General features: G+C 39.8%; 18 protein-coding genes and 1 tRNA gene. 16 read left to right on the top strand and 3 right to left on the bottom strand.

Annotation, left to right across the window (positions count from 1 at the left end):
* The 3 genes from QOL76_RS17565 to QOL76_RS17575 form a co-directional block, all read left to right on the top strand.
* Positions 1-4,374, top strand: a 4,374-nt coding sequence (locus QOL76_RS17565; RefSeq protein ID WP_283414270.1) for an isopeptide-forming domain-containing fimbrial protein, incomplete at its 5' end; no start/stop codon positions are given.
* A gap of 5 nt (positions 4,375-4,379) precedes the next feature.
* Complete coding sequence (locus QOL76_RS17570; protein ID WP_283414271.1) at positions 4,380-5,351, top strand: PorP/SprF family type IX secretion system membrane protein; 972 nt, start codon at positions 4,380-4,382, stop codon at positions 5,349-5,351.
* 14 nt (positions 5,352-5,365) lie between these two features.
* Complete coding sequence (locus tag QOL76_RS17575) at positions 5,366-7,321, top strand: OmpA family protein (RefSeq protein ID WP_283414272.1); 1,956 nt, start codon at positions 5,366-5,368, stop codon at positions 7,319-7,321.
* 166 nt (positions 7,322-7,487) lie between these two features.
* On the opposite strand, the gene QOL76_RS17580 is transcribed toward QOL76_RS17575, so the two are convergent.
* Positions 7,488-7,958 (bottom strand): hypothetical protein, encoded by a 471-nt coding sequence (locus QOL76_RS17580; protein WP_283414273.1) that lies wholly within the window; start codon positions 7,956-7,958, stop codon positions 7,488-7,490.
* Positions 7,959-8,725: 767 nt separating this feature from the next.
* Between QOL76_RS17580 and QOL76_RS17585 the strand changes: the two genes are divergently transcribed.
* The 11 genes from QOL76_RS17585 to QOL76_RS17635 all read left to right on the top strand — a co-directional run bounded on the left by QOL76_RS17585 (position 8,726) and on the right by QOL76_RS17635 (position 15,230).
* The gene (locus QOL76_RS17585) at positions 8,726-9,535 is read left to right on the top strand and encodes a YHYH protein (protein ID WP_283414274.1); all 810 of its coding nucleotides are present in this window, start codon (positions 8,726-8,728) and stop codon (positions 9,533-9,535) included.
* A gap of 43 nt (positions 9,536-9,578) precedes the next feature.
* Positions 9,579-10,124: a toxin-antitoxin system YwqK family antitoxin gene (locus tag QOL76_RS17590; RefSeq protein WP_283414275.1), complete on the top strand. Its 546-nt coding sequence runs from the start codon at positions 9,579-9,581 to the stop codon at positions 10,122-10,124.
* Positions 10,117-10,794 (top strand): SCO family protein, encoded by a 678-nt coding sequence (locus QOL76_RS17595; protein WP_283414276.1) that lies wholly within the window; start codon positions 10,117-10,119, stop codon positions 10,792-10,794. The genes QOL76_RS17590 and QOL76_RS17595 overlap by 8 nt, the downstream gene beginning before the upstream one ends.
* Before the next feature lie 23 nt (positions 10,795-10,817).
* Complete coding sequence (locus QOL76_RS17600) at positions 10,818-11,147, top strand: hypothetical protein (protein ID WP_283414277.1); 330 nt, start codon at positions 10,818-10,820, stop codon at positions 11,145-11,147.
* Positions 11,148-11,374: 227 nt separating this feature from the next.
* Positions 11,375-11,938, top strand: a complete 564-nt coding sequence (locus QOL76_RS17605) for a TetR/AcrR family transcriptional regulator (RefSeq protein WP_283414278.1) — start codon at positions 11,375-11,377, stop codon at positions 11,936-11,938.
* A gap of 62 nt (positions 11,939-12,000) precedes the next feature.
* Positions 12,001-12,561, top strand: coding sequence for a carboxymuconolactone decarboxylase family protein (locus QOL76_RS17610; RefSeq protein WP_283414279.1), 561 nt, complete (start codon positions 12,001-12,003; stop codon positions 12,559-12,561).
* Positions 12,562-12,618: 57 nt separating this feature from the next.
* A complete protein-coding gene (locus QOL76_RS17615) occupies positions 12,619-13,053 on the top strand; it encodes a hypothetical protein (RefSeq protein ID WP_283414280.1) in 435 nt (144 codons plus the stop codon).
* On the top strand, positions 13,046-13,840 hold the full coding sequence (locus QOL76_RS17620) for a haloacid dehalogenase type II (protein WP_283414281.1): 795 nt from the start codon (positions 13,046-13,048) through the stop codon (positions 13,838-13,840). Before QOL76_RS17615 ends, QOL76_RS17620 begins: the two co-directional genes overlap by 8 nt.
* A gap of 39 nt (positions 13,841-13,879) precedes the next feature.
* On the top strand, positions 13,880-14,482 hold the full coding sequence (locus QOL76_RS17625; RefSeq protein ID WP_283414282.1) for an RNA polymerase sigma factor: 603 nt from the start codon (positions 13,880-13,882) through the stop codon (positions 14,480-14,482).
* Positions 14,483-14,488: 6 nt separating this feature from the next.
* A complete protein-coding gene (locus tag QOL76_RS17630) occupies positions 14,489-14,767 on the top strand; it encodes a hypothetical protein (protein ID WP_283414283.1) in 279 nt (92 codons plus the stop codon).
* Positions 14,760-15,230, top strand: coding sequence for a hypothetical protein (locus QOL76_RS17635; protein WP_283414284.1), 471 nt, complete (start codon positions 14,760-14,762; stop codon positions 15,228-15,230). Before QOL76_RS17630 ends, QOL76_RS17635 begins: the two co-directional genes overlap by 8 nt.
* Before the next feature lie 68 nt (positions 15,231-15,298).
* Here the strand turns inward: QOL76_RS17635 and QOL76_RS17640 are convergent, their stop codons facing one another.
* Entirely contained in the window at positions 15,299-15,502 is a 204-nt protein-coding gene (locus QOL76_RS17640; RefSeq protein ID WP_283414285.1) for a hypothetical protein, read from the bottom strand.
* A 104-nt stretch (positions 15,503-15,606) separates the two neighbouring features.
* On the opposite strand from QOL76_RS17640, the gene QOL76_RS17645 reads away from it, so the two are divergent.
* Both QOL76_RS17645 and QOL76_RS17650 read left to right on the top strand, forming a co-directional pair.
* Complete coding sequence (locus tag QOL76_RS17645) at positions 15,607-15,759, top strand: hypothetical protein (RefSeq protein ID WP_283414286.1); 153 nt, start codon at positions 15,607-15,609, stop codon at positions 15,757-15,759.
* A gap of 123 nt (positions 15,760-15,882) precedes the next feature.
* Positions 15,883-17,280, top strand: a complete 1,398-nt coding sequence (locus tag QOL76_RS17650; protein WP_283414287.1) for a CotH kinase family protein — start codon at positions 15,883-15,885, stop codon at positions 17,278-17,280.
* Positions 17,281-17,777: 497 nt separating this feature from the next.
* Here QOL76_RS17650 and QOL76_RS17655 read toward each other — a convergent pair.
* A tRNA-Ile gene (locus QOL76_RS17655) sits at positions 17,778-17,851 on the bottom strand.
* Positions 17,852-17,946 lie beyond the last annotated feature (95 nt).

Consider the following 17,946-nt stretch of genomic DNA (forward strand, 5'->3'; position numbering starts at 1 on the left):
TTCACGCTTTCTGCTACCAGCAGCACGGTGACCAATCCTGTATTCAGATTCTACACCAGTCAGGATCTGACCACTGAGATCACGGATCTGACTGTCAGCCCTGCGGCAACGACGACTTATTATGTAACCGTTTCAGGTGATGGAGTCTGTGAAAACGCTCCTGGCGATGCAGTGGAAGTTACGGTGACTGTGAATATCACAGAGGCACCTATTACCAACAATCCAAATCAAAGCTTCTGTACTACTGATAATGCTACATTGAGCTCGATTGAAATTGAAGGTGAAGGAATACTTTGGTATGCCACGGAAAACAGTATTTCTCCATTGGATCCAACCATTCCTTTGGCAGATGGGGCAACTTATTTTGCTTCCCAAACTGATCCAACTACCAATTGTGAAAGTGTATTGAGAACTCCGGTAATGGTCTTCTTAACAGATTGTAATACTGGTGATGGATTAACTATACAGAAATTTGCAGAGAATGAGATAGTTTATGCAGGAGATACATTCACCTACACCATCTCAATTACTAACACTAATAATACTGAAATAACTGATGTAACGATAACAGATGAATTGGATGCGAGATTAATGTATGTTGCTTCCAGTAATTCTGGTCAATTTGGAGCAGGGGTAGTTACTTGGACCATTCCTACGATTGCTGCAAATTCGATAGTTGATATTACTTTGTGGGTATCTACTGCATCAAATCTTGCTTCCGGAACTCAAATCTCCAACGTAGCGATAGTATCGAGCCCTGATGATCCGGATTCACCTAAAGAATCTGATCCTGAAGTAGTGACTGTAGAAAAAGACGTGGACTTGATCATCACCAAGACTGCAAGTGCTGCAACAGTTCTTGCGGGAGGTGAATTCAGCTACACGATTTCTGTAATGAATTCCGGTCAAAGTGATGCTACTGATCTTACGATCACCGATGCCTTGGCAACTGGCCTGAGCTTTATCTCAGCTGATAACAGCGGAGTGAACAATGCAGGAACAATCACTTGGACAATTCCAACTTTGGCAGCAGGAGCAAGCATCGACTTGACACTGACTGTGAAGGTGGATGCTGATGTTGACGCGGGAACTCAAATCTCCAACGTAGCGATAGTCACCAGTCCAGACGATCCGGATTCACCTAAAGAATCTGATCCTGAAGTAGTGACGGTAGAGAAAGACGTTGACTTGATGATCACCAAGACTGCAAGTGCTTCCACAGTTCTTGCGGGAGGTGAATTCAGCTACACGATTTCTGTAATGAATTCCGGTCAAAGTGATGCGACTGATCTGACGATCACTGATGCATTGGCAACTGGCTTGAGCTTTATCTCAGCTGATAACAGCGGAGTGAACAATGCAGGAACAATCACTTGGACAATTCCAACGTTGGCAGCAGGAGCAAGCATCGACTTGACACTGACTGTGATGGTGGATGCTGATGTTGACGCGGGAACTCAAATCTCCAACGTAGCGATAGTCTCCAGTCCAGATGATCCGGATTCTCCGAAGGAATCTGATCCTGAAGTAGTAACTGTAGAAAAAGACGTGGACTTGATGATCACCAAGACTGCAAGTGCTGCAACAGTTCTTGCGGGAGGTGAATTCAGCTACACGATTTCTGTAATGAATTCCGGTCAAAGTGATGCTACTGATCTTACGATCACCGATGCATTGGCAACTGGCCTGAGCTTTATCTCAGCTGATAACAGCGGAGTGAACAATGCAGGAACAATCACTTGGACGGTTCCAACTTTGGCAGCAGGAGCGAGCATTGAGCTGATGCTGACTGTAATTGTGGATGCGGATGTCTCAAATGGTACTCAAATCTCCAACGTAGCGATAGTCTCCAGTCCAGATGATCCGGATTCACCGAAAGAATCTGATCCTGAAGTAGTGACTGTAGAGAATAATGGAAGTTTAGTGATTATTAAAAATGCAGACGTTGAATCTGTTCTTCCAGGAGGTGATATTGTCTATACCATAGCTATCTCCAATACCGGTAACGCCCAGGTCACCTCTGTTCTGGTGACTGATGAATTACCAGAAGGTGTAAGCTTTATTTCTGCATCAAATGGTGGTTCAGTCGAAAATGGAGTAGTCACATGGACCATTCCTACACTAGCTAGCGGAGAAACAATTAAGGTTGAGATAGTAGTGATGGCCGCTGGAAACCTTTCTCCAGGAACCTTAATTTCTAACACAGCAAAAGTTAGTAGTCCGGATGTGCCTGAATCTCCTATAGAGTCAGATCCTGAAGTGGTAAGAGTGAGAAGTGATTTCAATTTGGTAATCAATAAAGTAGCAAATCAGAATACAGCACTAGCGGGATCTGATCTGACTTACACAATCACTGTAACAAATACTGGAGAAAGTATTTCGCCTATGTACATGGTAACAGATATGCTACATGAAGGACTAAATTTCAATAGTGCAAGTAATGGTGGCTTTGTGGAGAATGGTGAAGTAATATGGATGATGCCACCTTTGGAAGCTGGTGCGCTGGTGGAGCTAACTCTCACCGTGGAAATCGATGAAAGCCTGCCTGCTGGCACTGATATCGAAAACGTAGCAATATTCTGGCTTAGAAATGTTAGAGAAAATCCAGGACCTTCTCAGCCAGCAGTAGTGAGAGTAACTAGGGATGAAAATGTATCAATTTCGAAAGTATCCTCCAAAGACAAAGTAGTTCCTGGTGAGGAGTTTACTTACACTATTACGGTTTCGAATTCTGGTCAAAACAGCTTGTCTGGTTTGGTCATCAGGGATACTTTGGAAAATGACCTAAGTTTTGTTAGTGCCTCTCAAGGTGGTACAGCGAATGGTCAATTGGTAACATGGAGCATACCTGAATTGGCTGGTGGGTCATCGATTTCTTTGGAACTCAAAGTGACACTAAGTGAAGATGCCACAATAGGCAGTGAAATAGCGAACACAGCCTATGCAGTTCCGGAAGGCGATCCTGATAATCCAATCCCATCTGATCCTGAAGTTATAGAAGTAGGGGATCCTCAATCCTTTACGATTGTGAAAACTCCAAATGTGACTGAAGCTTATATTGGTGATGAAGTAAATTATACCATTACGGTAACCAACACTTCAGACATTACCCAAGAGCAGGTAACTGTCATAGATGAATTACCACAAGGCTTGACTTTCAGTAGTTCTAACATGGAAAGTGAAGTTGAAAATGGTACTGTGACATGGATGATCCCATCCTTGGCTTCCGGGGAAAGTATAGACCTTCTATTAACCACCACTGTGAATGATGGAGCAATCCCGAATGAGGTGATATTTAACATCGCTGTGGTAGACTCTGAAACATCTGTTGGTGATCCTGTTGAATCTGATCCAGGGGATGGTGTCTTAGTAATTGAAGATGAGGAAAAACAGACATCGATATCGGTTATTAAGTGGACCGATGTACAGACTGTTATAGTAGGGCAAATGATCGATTATACAATTCTAATTGAGAATACAGGAGATGTAATGGCTTATGATCTATTGGTTGTGGATTCTCTACCTGCAGGTACCATGGCAATGGAAGTTAGTCCAGAGGGTGAGATTTCTGATAATGCAGTGGTTTGGATGATGGACTCACTTGAAGCTGGAGCATCTATTGAAGTGAAAATAAAGTTGATGACGATGGAAGATAAAGGGCCAATTAGTAATTGGGTGTTTATATCTGGCAGAAACTTCCCTGATGTATCATTTGGAACTGACCCTATGGTTATTACTAACCAAGTGGACCTAATCTTAGATAAAGAAGTTTCAGGAAGTCTGATTCAGCTAAACTCAATCTTTGAATACAAAATCACGCTGACAAATAATTCTGACAATGTAGGAAATGAGGTAGTTGTAACTGACGTTTTAGCGCCTTCTGTAGAATACATAGGTGCTGACGTTTCATCTGGTACCGTTTCCTTCAACTTGGAAAATAGGACCCTGACATGGAGCATATTGTCTATAGATCCTCAGGCTGTGGAAACAATAACCATACGTGTAAAAGCGATAGCTGAAGGAACGGTTTCAAATACAGCAACAGCTGTTTCGACAGATGATGAATTGGAGCCAACTGATAACTCGGACACTGTATCTCATGAGCAGATAGAATTTGAGATTCCAAATGTCTTTACGCCTAACGGTGATGGAATCAATGACGCTTGGGTGATCAAAGGTCTGCAAGAGTTCTTCCAGCAAAATGAACTTCTGATAGTCAACCGATGGGGTGTAGAAGTTTACAGAATGGACAACTATCAAAATGACTGGGACGGAGATAACCTGAATGGTGGTACCTACTTCTACCAATTCCAATTAACAGACAGTCAGGGTGTAAGTCATACAATGACAGGTTACGTAACTATAATTAAGTAAGCAAGATGAAACTATTTAAGGTAATTACTCTGATCGCTGGATGCATTCTTCTGTCCCTTAGCCATAGCTTTGGGCAGCAGGTGCCTCAGTACAGCCAATACATTTTTAATCCTGTTTTTATTAATCCTGCTTATGCAGGTTACAAACAGCAATTGTATCTGCAATCTTATTATAGAAAGCAATGGACAGGTGTCACGGGAAGTCCCGAAACCTTCGCCGTTGCTGGGGATACTTACTTAGCAGATTCTCAATTAGGGGTTGGCGGGCAATTCCTCACTGATAAGTTGGGCGCTCAAAGGACAGTATCAGCCTATGGTAATTTGGCTTACCATCTGAGGCTGAGTGATACTAAGTTTTTGAGTTTTGGCGTAGGAGCTGGTGTAGTCAATTCCCAGCTGGATGGATCCATGTTGAACCCTGATATGGATAATGATCCTTCCATTCCATTGAGTAGGGAAAGAATTACGTATCCAGACCTAAAACTTGGCTTATTTCTCTATGATGAGTCATATTATATAGGTGTAGCTGCCGACCAGATGCTTTCATCAGTTGTGGATTTTGACAAAGGTGATGTGATGGTTCAGCCTAAGCCACACTTGTACTTGACCGGAGGATATCACTTTGATATAAATTATAACTTATCATTTGTGCCTTCGATAATGTACATGGACGATTTTAAGGCACCTGCTCGATTGGATGCCAATGCTGCCTTGATTATAAATGATGCGGTATGGCTGGGTGCTGGCTATAGGTTCGGGATTGATATGCCTGGAAGAGAAATTCAGGAAGGTCTGCAAAAGTCCACTGCTTTGATTGGTATGGTACAGGTGCAGATCCGGGAAAGTTTACGCTTGGGGTATGCTTATGACCATACGATTTCCGGATTTTCTGTAGGTAGTTTTTCTACCCACGATATTTCAATTGCTTTCTTATTCCCTCCTAAGCGTGTACGCTTGGTTTCTCCAAGATTCTTTTAATTAACCCTATTCTGATGAACAAAGTCATTTACATATTCTGTTTCCTGATTTTATGTTTTGTGAGTTGTAAACCAGCTGCTTATAAAAGTTATCTGGAGGGGAAAAAGCAGGCGGAAAATCTAAACTATTCCGTGGGAATTGATAAGTATTTGGAAAGTTGGAATAGATCACCCTTGCCTGAGACAGCCCGGGGGTTGGCTCAGGCTTATTTTAAAACTAGGGATTTCGAACAAGCTGAAGAGTGGTACACTAGACTAGACAGGGATGATGAACTTGAAACTGAGGATTTAAAGCCTTATGCCGAGTCATTAATTGCAAATTCCAAGTATACTGAGGCTGCAGATGTGTTGGCGAAACTTGACCCATCTAAAAGTAGGTCAGACTTGGAGTTGATTTGGAAAACTGCACTAGGAGGTAAATCCTTCCTAAATAAGTCCTCCGAGGCTGCAGTTGTGCCAATTTCTAATGCAAATTCACCCTTTTCAGAGTTTGGCCCTATGATTACTGGAAACTCAGTACTTCATTTTACTTCTGATAGATTGATTTCAAAGAAAGCCAGAGTTGATCCAAATAATGCGTTGAAAAGCGATGTGTATGGTTGGACTGGAAATGGCTTTTTGAAAATGTATGAGTTGGACTGGGATGATGAGGAGAATTCAGCTCTAGGAGATCCAAAGCAGACCGAGAACCTTGAAAGTGATTTGCATGTGGGGCCTATGTATGAGGTAGGAGAAAATTTATTTCTGACGTTAACCCAAGCACAAAAATTCAAAAAATCTGATTCCGGAACTGCTAGGAACTACACCTTATTTCCTGAGTTATATTTCGCCCTGGATACGGGAGATGTGACTTTGGATTCCTTTACTCCGTTTTCATTTAATGATCCTTTCTCATATTCTGTCTCTGATCCTTTTTATGATCCGTCTCAGTCCAGATTGTATTTTTCCTCTGATATGCCTGGGGGCAGAGGAAAAGCTGATTTATACTACACTGAGTGGGATAATGGAGTATGGCTCAGACCAGTGAACCTTGGTTCTGTAATCAATACCAATGGAGATGAGAGAACCCCTTTTGTTGATCATAATGGGGTGTTATACTTTTCTAGCTCTGGACATGCAGGCCTCGGTGGATTAGATGTTTTTAAAGCTGCCTTTGTAAATGGTGATTACGCTGAGCCCGAGAATCTAGGAAGTCCTATCAATTCAAACCGGGATGATTTTGGATTATCGCTGGTGCTAGGGAATGATAATAAGGCTGTTTTTTCATCTGATAGGGTAGGAGGAAGAGGCTTGGATGATCTTTATTTCGCTGATTTGATTGTGAAAAAGGATTTAGTAATCAAAGGACAGGTGATCGATAAAGAGAGCGGGATGAATCTCCCCGATGCTGTGGTCTCACTTTATAATGAGCAAGATCATTTAGAGAATACGTATGTGTCTGAGGAAGATGGGTCCTTTAGGTTTAAAGTCAAGTTCGATCAGACAGTTCATTTGGAAGGGAAAAAGACAGGCTATCTTACTGGAAGCACAGGAGATGTGATGATTCCGGAGGCTACTGAAATCCAAGATTCCGTCCTCGTAAGAAATATCTATCTAGAGCAAATTCAAGTTGGGAAGACATATACACTTGAAAATATTTATTATGATTTTGACAAATGGGAAATCCGTGAGGACGCGAAGCCAGAGCTGAACAAGCTGATAAAAATTCTCAAAGAAAACCCAACTATAAAGATTGAATTGTATTCGCACACAGATTCTAGAGGAACAAGCGCTTATAATCTTAAGCTATCAGACAATAGAGCTAAGGCTGCTATAGCGTACTTAATAGAATCAGGAATTGATTCGAGCAGGCTTACAGCTATTGGATTTGGCGAGGAAAAACTCCTTAATTCTTGTAGTGACAATGTAACATGTACAGATGAGCAGCATCAAGAAAACAGAAGGACTGAGTTTAAAATAATTGAATATTGATGAGGAAGAATTATAGGCTGGTTTAGTAAAAGTACTTATTGGGTAGTTGTAAATAGAATGATTTTATTACCAAAAAAAGTCAGTTAGTATTAGCTGACCTTTTTTTTGTTTTCGAAAATGCTGAGATCCAATTCGCTGGAAAGGCATTCAGATAAGAACCTGGACCCTAGTTTAAAAGATTCTTTCTAGAATCATTTTCAAACCATCCTTCCTTTTGAGTCTGAATGGAAACAGTTTTAATGCTCTCATTGTCCATAAGTGGTTCTTTACAGATAGCATAATGAAATTTGGTGATCGTATCAACGAGATTAGATTCTACATTTCCATTGTCACCAAAGAATTTGTTTTCTACTAGATAGGAGATAAATGAGGAATCACAATCCTTCTTAAAAACTACGAAAGCCGTACCTCGTTTACTTTTGAATTGGGAAATTGTTTCAGAAATAAATTTTTTTAAAACTTTCAGAACATTGTTCAAATCTCCTTCAATCAAAGGCAATGAATTGTCGAGCGAAAATTCTAATTCGTATTTTTCTAAATCGCGTAAAATGGAGATTAACTGTTCGTAACTGTCAATAAAGTCCACTCCAGATCCCAATTTGGGATAGGATAGTTGAAAATCTTGAGGGTATTTCATTAGTTAAAATTTGCGAGCAATTGCAAAATTTGGGTGATTAAGCTTTTACTCTTCATAATGAGATGTTAAAAGTCCAACACCCCTTTTTAGGTTAGGTTTAAATTGTCTTTTAGTATGAATTTGCTGTCAATGCTTGTGACGTATTTTTAAGAATTAATAGGCCAATATGCTAACGACTTTGTTTATTCGATCTACAGTGTGTTCTACGCTCAAACTTCAGGCCTGTGTTCTAGGGAATTTGAAATTAATATAAGTATCTGTAAATCAGTGGTTAAAATATTAATCGGATTTAGTCGGATTGAATTATCAGTATTTTGTTCTTGTAAATGTCTCAATTCGGGGAATTTATTTACGATTTCTTTTGGGCATAGATAGCTGATTCCCTCTTTCTGCTAAAGGGAATTTGCTTGGGATAACTCAAGTATTTACGAGTTGAAACATGAGTTTAGATTTTAGAAATAGATAAATAATTTGAAAAAACTGGTTGGGATAGCAAATGTGGATGTTACTGATCAATTGCTGGATTTTATGCGTTCTAAAGCGCTATTTTTTTACCCATGAGGAGAGCCTCAAAAAAGAATTGATGCTGTATAGTTGACGGGTAAGTGATAGGTCATTATAGATTTTTGTATTGAGAATCAACTAATTGATTTAGTGCGAGCTGCTGAAAATGAGTGGGGGGACTTTTGTCATAAAAAAAATCTATGAGGACAACGAGGGATCGATAAGGAATCCGCGTCTATAGTGATAACAAAACAACTATAGCAATGCGACTATTCAAACTTAGCTTTTTCCCTTTATTGCTTGTGGCGGTCACTTGGATCTCCTGTGCCAACGATGGTGACAATGATTTAGAGCCAGAGGCGACACTGACTGAATTACCCCTAGCTTTCTCCGCATTTGATTCAAGTAATACTACAATCATGCTGGATGGAAATGAGGTAATCATAGAAACCAATGGATTGCCAAATCACACTTCTCCTTATTGGTCAAGTACAAATGAAAGGAACAATAACGGTCACATTACCCCAGCAGCGGCTACTGATCATCCACTTTTTGTCGAGCCTACAGTGACTTCTTTTTTCTTTATGGCTCCAGGCAACATAGATGACTTTAATGGAAGCTATACTTTAAGAGTGCCAGCAATACCTACCAAATCGTTCTCTAGTACATCCACTGGATTAGGAGCGATAGGTATTGCAGTGAGTGGGTCTGTGATTTATAATGATAAAGAAGGTCCAAATGTCCCATTAGACGGAGCTGCCGGTTCCCTTGATTTCAATGGTGCTCACACAGGACCTCAGAGTTACCATTATCATTTAGAACCAGTTTCATTCTCAGATGATGATGATAATTTGATAGGAATTATCTCAGATGGCTTTCTTCTTTATGGGAGGAAATGTACGTCTACGGATAGCTACCCAGCCGATCTAGATGCGTCAGGTGGACATACTTCTATCACTAAGTATAACACCCAGGAAGAATATCACTACCATGTTCAAAATGAATTGTACCTAAATAAGTATTATATCTTATTCCCAGGCGATTATCAAGGTTCTCCCAATGCAATTAATTAATCTATTCTTATTCTTGACGATGCTACTTACCTACCAGCAATTTATGAGCAAAGACGGTAGTTTGGATCAAGATTTTCTTGAAGTTGAAGCGCTGGAAGTTCACGAGAATAAGCTAATTCTTCACCCTAATGAAGGTTTGATGTATCTAGGTAAGACACCTTTCTCTGGAGCTGGAATGAGCTATTATGCTAATGGGGTATTGGCTAAGCGTACAGAATATGTCAATGGAAAGAGAAATGGATTACTTCAGAAATGGTTTGAAGACGGCAGTATAGCATTTGAAGCTCATTACAATGACAATAAATTAAATGGTCCGGTAAAATCATGGTGGAGCAATAAAAACCTGCGCTCCTCAGGTAACTTTCTCGCAGGAAAATCTCATGGACTTCAACAGCAGTGGTATAGTTCGGGGGTCAAGTTTAAAGAAATGAATTTAGTGGATGGAAAAGAGGTGGGTATGCAACGAGCCTGGAGAGAAAATGGTAAAATCTACGTGAATTATCAGGCGAAGAATGGACGTATTTATGGTCTAAAACGTGCCAATCTTTGCTTCGAATTAGACGATGAAACGGTGGTTTACAATGACTAGATATCTTAACCTATTTCTGGTTATACTCCTAGCTGCCTGTGCAGAAAAGACCAGTGAAAATCAAGCAGGAATCACAGCGTTTGCTGAAACGACTAGTGTGGAGCAACTCCCATATTATCAGGATGCCACGTTCACACCAGTGTGGTACGAAAGTGAAGATGATTTACCAAGTGATTTTCATCAGATACCAGCATTTAATTTTCAGAACCAGCTTGGGGATACTATCTCAGATCAAGATTTGAAAGGAAAGATATTCGTGGTGGATTTCTTTTTCACGACTTGTCCGGGAATCTGCCCTAAAATGACTGCAAATATGGCTTTGGTACAGGAAGCTTTTAAACATGACGATCAGGTGACTTTACTGTCACATTCCGTTACACCTGAGTTTGATCAGGTGCCTATTTTGAAAGAATATGCTGATGAGCATGGAGTAGAATCAGGACAATGGCATTTGCTTACGGGAGCAAGAGAGCAGATCTACGAACTCGCCAGAAATCAATATTTCGTGGAGGAGGATCTCGGTTTGTTAAAGGATCCAGATGAATTTCTTCATACGGAAAATTTTCTCCTAATCGATAGGGATCGTCATATCCGTGGGATTTATAATGGGCTAAATAAAACATCTGTACTTCAGCTCATATCAGATATTAAAACACTTAAAAACACGTAGAATTTCAAATTAAACCAAAAAAAATGAAAAAGTTAGTATTAGGAATTTGTATGATGGGATTCACCATTTTTGGCTTTGCCCAAGGTCAACCTCGTCAAGGTCAGGAGCGTCAGGGCCCACCTTCTCAGGAGGAAATGCTAAAAAAAGCTACAACTGAACTTAAGTTGAGTGAGGAGCAAGTGAAAGAGTGGGAGACCATAATGAAGAAATACAGTTCCGTAGAGAAGGATAGAAAGAAAGCAGGAGAGACTCGCAAAGAGATGAATGATGCCCTCCTTAAGACGCTCACTGAAGATCAAGCTGCAAAGTTTAAGAAAATGCAGGAAAGACAAGGCCCTCCAAGAAAGGACTAATAATTGGCTGTGGGTTTATTGAAAAGCTGCCTCATTTAAGAGGCAGCTTTTTTCTTACCATTACTGTAGGAGTATGATATCATCGATGACTACGCTAATTTTCATAAAGGTGAGACTCAATTTTTCAACACAGTGTTCTTGGTAGATTGAACAATACCGTTTAAATATTCCGGGATTAATTGTTTTAATCTAAACGATTGGTTAGGTTTGTGTACTTATTCATTAAAATGGCAAGAAGTAAGAATTATAGCGAAGAGGAAGTAATTGAAAAAGCGATGAGCCTTTTCTGGAGAAATGGCTATGAGACTACTTCTATGCAGATGCTTGAAAAGGAAATGGGGATCAATAAGTTTTCCATTTACTCGAGTTTTGGAAGTAAAAATGGCCTGTTTCTGGAAAGTATTAAATGCTATAAAAAGAAGCTTTCGGTCATTACTACGGTGCTTCAATCTTCCAATAATGGGATACAGGGTATAAAGGAATATTTCTATGCTTTTCTCGAGTTTTCCAAAGAAAATGAGTCTTGCAAAGGTTGCCTAGTTACCAATACTTCCAATGAACTGGGAAAGGATGCAGATCCGGAGATCTTAATGCAGCTTCAACATTTTATTGTAGAGATCAAAGAGTTGTTTGTGAATAACCTTGGTCAGGAAGCAGGCTTGGATAGGAGTAAAATTGAGGAGTATGCTGATTATCTAATTATCTCTCTATATGGGCTAGGGTCAGCTTCAAGGGTCTTTAGGAAAGATCAATTGTCAGTTTTTATTGAAAACATATTTAAAATTCTATAGCAATAGTTTATTTGCCTAATATCTAAACATTCGTTTAGATATTTTAACTAAACCAACTTACTATGAGTAAATTAACGATTCACGATTTAGTTTCAGCACCTCAAGAGAGCAAGGTGTTTTTAGAAAATTCCCAAAAAAAGAATGGATACATTCCAGGTCTTCACGGGGTACTAGCAGGAGCTCCGGGCCTATTGGAAGCCTATCAAAAAATTCATGAACTTTTCGTCAATTCCTCATTTAATAACGAGGAATTAACCGTAGTGTGGCAAACGATTAATGTGGAGCATGAGTGTCATTATTGTGTTCCGGCACATACGGGAATAGCGAAAATGATGAAAGTGGATGACGCAATTACCGAAGCTCTAAGAGATGGGACGGCTTTGCCAAACTCGAAGCTCCAGGTGCTGCACGAAACAACTTTGGCGATGGTTCGCAAGCGAGGTAATCTATTAGATGAGGAGGTTGCAGCATTCTACGCTGCAGGTTATGGCGAGCGCCACTTGCTTGAGATTATACTTGGCTTATCTCAGAAAATAATCAGTAATTATACAAATCACCTTGCTGAAACACCTGTGGATAAACCATTTGAAAAGTACGCTTGGAACCCTGAAACAGCTAATTAATCACATTAGGACAAGAGCAAATTTTCGGATTTGTTCTTGTTTCATTAAGACCTATCAATGAAGAAATCAGTTAGAATTATAAGTGGTATTTTAGGGGTAATTGTGCTATTGCCAGGAGTGGGTAAGTTTATGGAGCCTTTCAAAACTTTGGTCAATCAGCAATTGGTTTTAAGTGCTATCCCTTTTCCAGATCAGATGCAGTTTTTCGTCAAGTTTAGCCAATTGACTGTAGGATTGGTTTTAATTTATCTGTCATTTTATGGCAATGAATTAAAATTAAGGATGAGAGAAACTACCTTTTACCTGGCAAATATGACAGTCATTCTCATGATGTTGGTGGCTAGTTATGTGCATCTTCATCCAAATGTTCCTGCTGCAGTTTTGCCTTTGGGGATTAAGCCTCCCTTAATTCCAATTGCTTACTTAATTCTAGTTTTCTTTAACCTATACTTATACAAATCATCACCAACAAAAAATTCAACACATGTTTGACACAAGAAGGGCTTTTATTAAAAATATAGGAATAGTAGGGGCTGGAGGAATGATTTTACCAAATTTTGCTATGACAAACTCAACCGAAAATACCATATTAACCAATGCCACTCGACCAAAGGTTTTGTTTTTTGATGTAAACGAAACACTCCTTGATCTTACTGCGATGAAAAAGCAGGTGAGTGCAGCACTTGGTGGGAGAGAGGATTTGATGCCGCTTTGGTTTACTACCATGCTTCAGTATTCTCTTGTAGTTTCTGCAGGCGGGCAATACGAGCATTTTGGTTATGTGGGAGCTGCTGCCTTGCAGATGGTTGCCGCAAATAACGGAATAGCTATTTCTGAAGCTGATGCAAGAGAGACCATTGGCAAATCTATCAGTTCTTTGCCTGCACATCCAGAGGTCAAACCTGCTTTGGGTCAATTAAAAGCCGCTGGATACAAGTTGGTGTCCTTTACTAATTCTTCCAATGAAGGGGTAAAAAAGCAATTTGAATATGCCGGTTTGTTGGAATTCTTCGACGAAAGACTGAGTGTGGAAGATGTAGGGAAATTCAAGCCCTTTTCAGAGACCTACACTTGGGCTGCTGAAAAAGTGGGTGTAAAACCTGAAGAATGTATGCTCATAGCCGCTCATGGTTGGGATGTTGCCGGTGCGATGTGGGCGAATTGGAGAGCGGCTTTTATCTCCCGTCCTGGTCAACAAATTTTCCCGTTGGCTCCGGTTACAGAGATCTCAGAGCCAGATCTTCAAAAAATTGCTGATATATTGGTCAATTATAAGTGATCAGATTTTGAACACTTTGTTTTCAAGTAAATCAAAAGAATGACACGAGAGGATAGTTTGTGGATCCGGCAACTAATTGAAGGCAATGATTTGGCTTTCAAAATGCTTTATGACCACTATTCTCCCAAAGTTTATAATACGCTTCTCAGCTATACGAAAAATGCAGAGGATGCTGAAGAATTGCTTCAGGATGTTTTTATGACAGTTTATAATACAGCAAAGACATTTCGAGCTGACTCTTCTGTGAGTACTTGGATTTATAGGATTTCTGTAAACAAGGCCTTGGATTTTCTTAGGAAAAAGAACAGCACAAAGCGATTCGGTATATTTTCTTCCCTCTATAAGAAAGACTCTGCTGAGATCAAGTACGAGTCTGTTGACTTTATACATCCTGGCGTCAAATTGGAAAACCAAGAGAACGCCAGGATACTTTTTCGCGTCATAGACGAATTGTCGGAGAAGCAGAAAACGGTATTTATCCTTACCCAAATTGAAGATCTTTCACAGCAGGAGGTAGCCGATATTTTGCAGACTACACGCAAAGCCGTGGAGTCTCTGTTGCAGCGGGCAAAGGCTAATTTAAAAGTTGCTTTAGAAAAACATTTTCCCGAGCGAGGGAATTCACCAAAAAATCCGTCTTAATACTAAATGGAAAACTGGAAAGATGAAATATTGTCAAGCATGAAGGGAGCAGAGCGCTCTGAAGTTCCTGCTGGTGCATTTCGTAAAATCGAGCAACAGATTAAGTTACAAAAGCAAAAGCAGGTAACTCCTCTGAGGTGGCTTGCTGTGGCGGCTTGCGTCACTGCGATTGTAGGAGGTAATCTGTTTTTTATCTTGAACTATGATCAAACTACTGCAACTTCAATTTCTAACGATTCTTATTCGGTTTTAATTTCTGATTTTAATATTTACAGCAATGAATAATACAAACCTTTATAAGATAGGATTGATCCTGATGCTGGTGATTAATGGAGTATTGATCTTCATGATGTTGCGAGGACCGAAAATGCCTCCTCCAAATGAGGGCGGATTGATGGAGAAAATCTCAGAAAAGCTAGACCTGAATGAGGAACAAAAGAAGAAATATTTTGAATTAGCACTAGATCATAGCAAGAAGGTGGCAAAGCTGGAAGCTGAGCAAAGGAAGATGGTGAAGGACTATTTCGATAATCTGAAAACAAATAATTCAGCTGGTGAGAAGGAGGTTTTAGCACAAATAGAAAGCCTTGAAGGAGATAAAATCACGGTTACATACCAACATTTTAAAGATTTGAAATCGCTTTGTAATGAAAGTCAGCTTGCACACTTTGATCAGATTATAGCAGATGTGTTGAGGGTTTTGGTCTCAGATCAAAAACAACCTAATATGCCGCCTAGGAATAGATAAGTAATCGGTATTTTTAGATACTATAAAGTGATAGGAGGCTGTTTCATAGAGAGACAGCCTCTTTTCTATTACAGACGATATGAGAGTCCATTCACTGATGAGGCGGCATCAGTTTTTTTTGGCAAGCCTTTCATTCCGATCAGATCTAAGATAAATAGGTAATTGAGGCCATTTCGATCGTCGGTCACTTGTACTAAGTGTAGTCTAAGTATCTGTTTTTCATTTAGATAAGAAATTAGTCTAAGATTTCTGGTCTCATTGCGGATAATCATACAGTAGATTCCTTCATCCCAATTTTTTCACTTAAACAAGAAAAAAAGTAACCAACCCGAGGGATTCACTCAGAAGCCGCGTCTATATCGCTAAACCCCGAGATATGAAAAAGTTTAAGTTACTAGTTGTCCCTTTTTTGGTTGTAATGGTAATAGTCACCGCCGTGATGGGAGGGTTTATTTACAATAAGAATATAGGTAAACCTAATTTTCAAAAGGCATCTATCCTGTCTCAATCCTATTTTTCACATTCATAGAAACTCCAAAAGGTGAATAGTCAAGCTTGAGTTTTATGTAAGGTCACACATCCTAGGACGTTTTCAAAAAATCACAGATATATAATTGAACCAACTTCAAATCACCATTAAAAACTATCACTTATGAAAAAATTACTCTTATCCATCATTTTACTTTCCCTCTTCATAGCCTGCAGTGAAGTAGATAGCATTACCCCGGAGGAAATTATTGAAGAAGATTATTCAGATGGAGATTTTGAGCCGACAGACTGGGGAGTGGCAACCCACAGCAACGATGCGGATCCAAATTTTGCAGAGGTCTTTGAGGATAATGTCGTAAAGCGAATAGACATTGTAGTTACATCCGCCCGCTGGCAAGCAATGCTGGACGATATGACTAGTCTATATGGGAACTTTGGAGTAGGAGGAGGATCTGGCGGAGGAGCTTCATTTGCGGAGGAGAATCCTGTTTTTGTTCCAGCAGAGGTTTTTTACGAAGGGCAGGAATGGTACCGAGTAGGCCTTCGATTTAAAGGCAATTCCAGTCTATCCTCAACTTGGAAGTCTGGGAATATGAAACTGTCTTTCAAACTTGATTTTGATGAATTTGAAGACAACTACCCGCAGATTAAAAATCAGCGCTTTTTCGGATTCAAAAAACTAAGTCTTAAAAATAACTTCAATGATAAATCCATGCTTCGTGAAAAGGTGGCTGCGGATATTTTTAGAAATGCAGGATTAGCTAGTTCGCATACTGCATTTTATAGAGTTTATGTAGATAATGGTAGTGGTCCAGTTTATTTTGGATTATACACCATGGTCGAAGAAGTGGATGATACGCTGATTGACACGCAGTTTTCGGATAATGATGGGAATCTGTATCAGCCGGATGGTATTGGGGCAAGTTTTGCTGAAGGCTCATTTACTGAATCTGTTTTTGTGAAAGAAACCAATGAGGATGATGCTGATTGGTCCGATATTCAGAATCTATTCTCTGCTTTGCATGCCAGCAACCGGACTAGTGACCCTGCTGCGTGGAGAGCCAATTTGGAGACTGTTTTGGATACAGATGTATTCTTAAAGTACTTAGCAGCGAATACGGTCATCCAAAACTGGGATACCTATGGAAGGATGACTCACAATTACTTCTTGTATAATAATCCAGACACAAAACTTCTGAACTGGATTCCTTGGGACAATAACGAGGCCTTACAAACTGGAAACATGGGAGGATCTTTACCTTTGAATTTTTCAGGTCTTTCTTCCACTCAGTGGCCACTTATAGGGTATTTGTATGCCGATCCTGTCTATAAAGGGAAGTATGATACCTATGTGGAAGAGGTAATCAATGGCGTGTTTAGCACGAGTGAAATACAGGCTGTTTACACCGAATATGCTACGCTGATTGAACCCTATGCGACCACGGAAACACGCGGATATACTTTCTTAAATAGCAGTGCTGATTTTCAATCAGCAGTAAGCACACTAAAATCACATGCTGCTCAACGTGCAGCAGCAGTAAAAGCCTATTTAGGGAATTAATCTTGTTGGTTGTAAACTAACTTAAAAATTTATTAGTACAGACTTGGGATTGTAATCACCTGAAAAGGATTTCAGGATTTATGGTTCCAAGTCTGTAGTTGTTTTGAGCACTTGTAAATTCAAAATTGATTGGTCCAAGATCCTTTATAGAAATGAAATTATCGATTGATTGGATCATTCGAAAAGAACATTGTCTCATTCATGTTTTCCTTTAGCTCTTTAATAAAATTCGTGCTTTAGATTTTTTTGGTGCTCAAAAACATTCTGCTTGCATGAGCAGATAAACCAGCGCCTAGTAATAGAAATAGCTCCAAATCTGAAATTTTAGCTGTAAAAAGATGGCGGGCACCGAAGAGTTGATTATGAGTAAGGATCCCTGATCCAGGTATATCTTGAGTAATCCCAGTATAGAAATTATGAAGTGTAGTGCTAAAAGTATCTAGCAGCAACTTATGGCTATAGATAAAAAAAAGCCATCCGAATTAACGAATGGCTTGTGGGCCCACCTGGGATCGAACCAGGCACCTACTGATTATGAGTCAGTTGCTCTAACCGAATGAGCTATAGGCCCGAAATTAACTTCAGTTTTGGCTCGTATTCGCCTTAAACCTTGGTTTTGGGTGTGCAATGTTACATATTTGAATGCAAATACACAACCCATATTTC

Source organism: Algoriphagus winogradskyi (assembly GCF_900182815.1).
GTDB lineage: Bacteria > Bacteroidota > Bacteroidia > Cytophagales > Cyclobacteriaceae > Algoriphagus > Algoriphagus winogradskyi.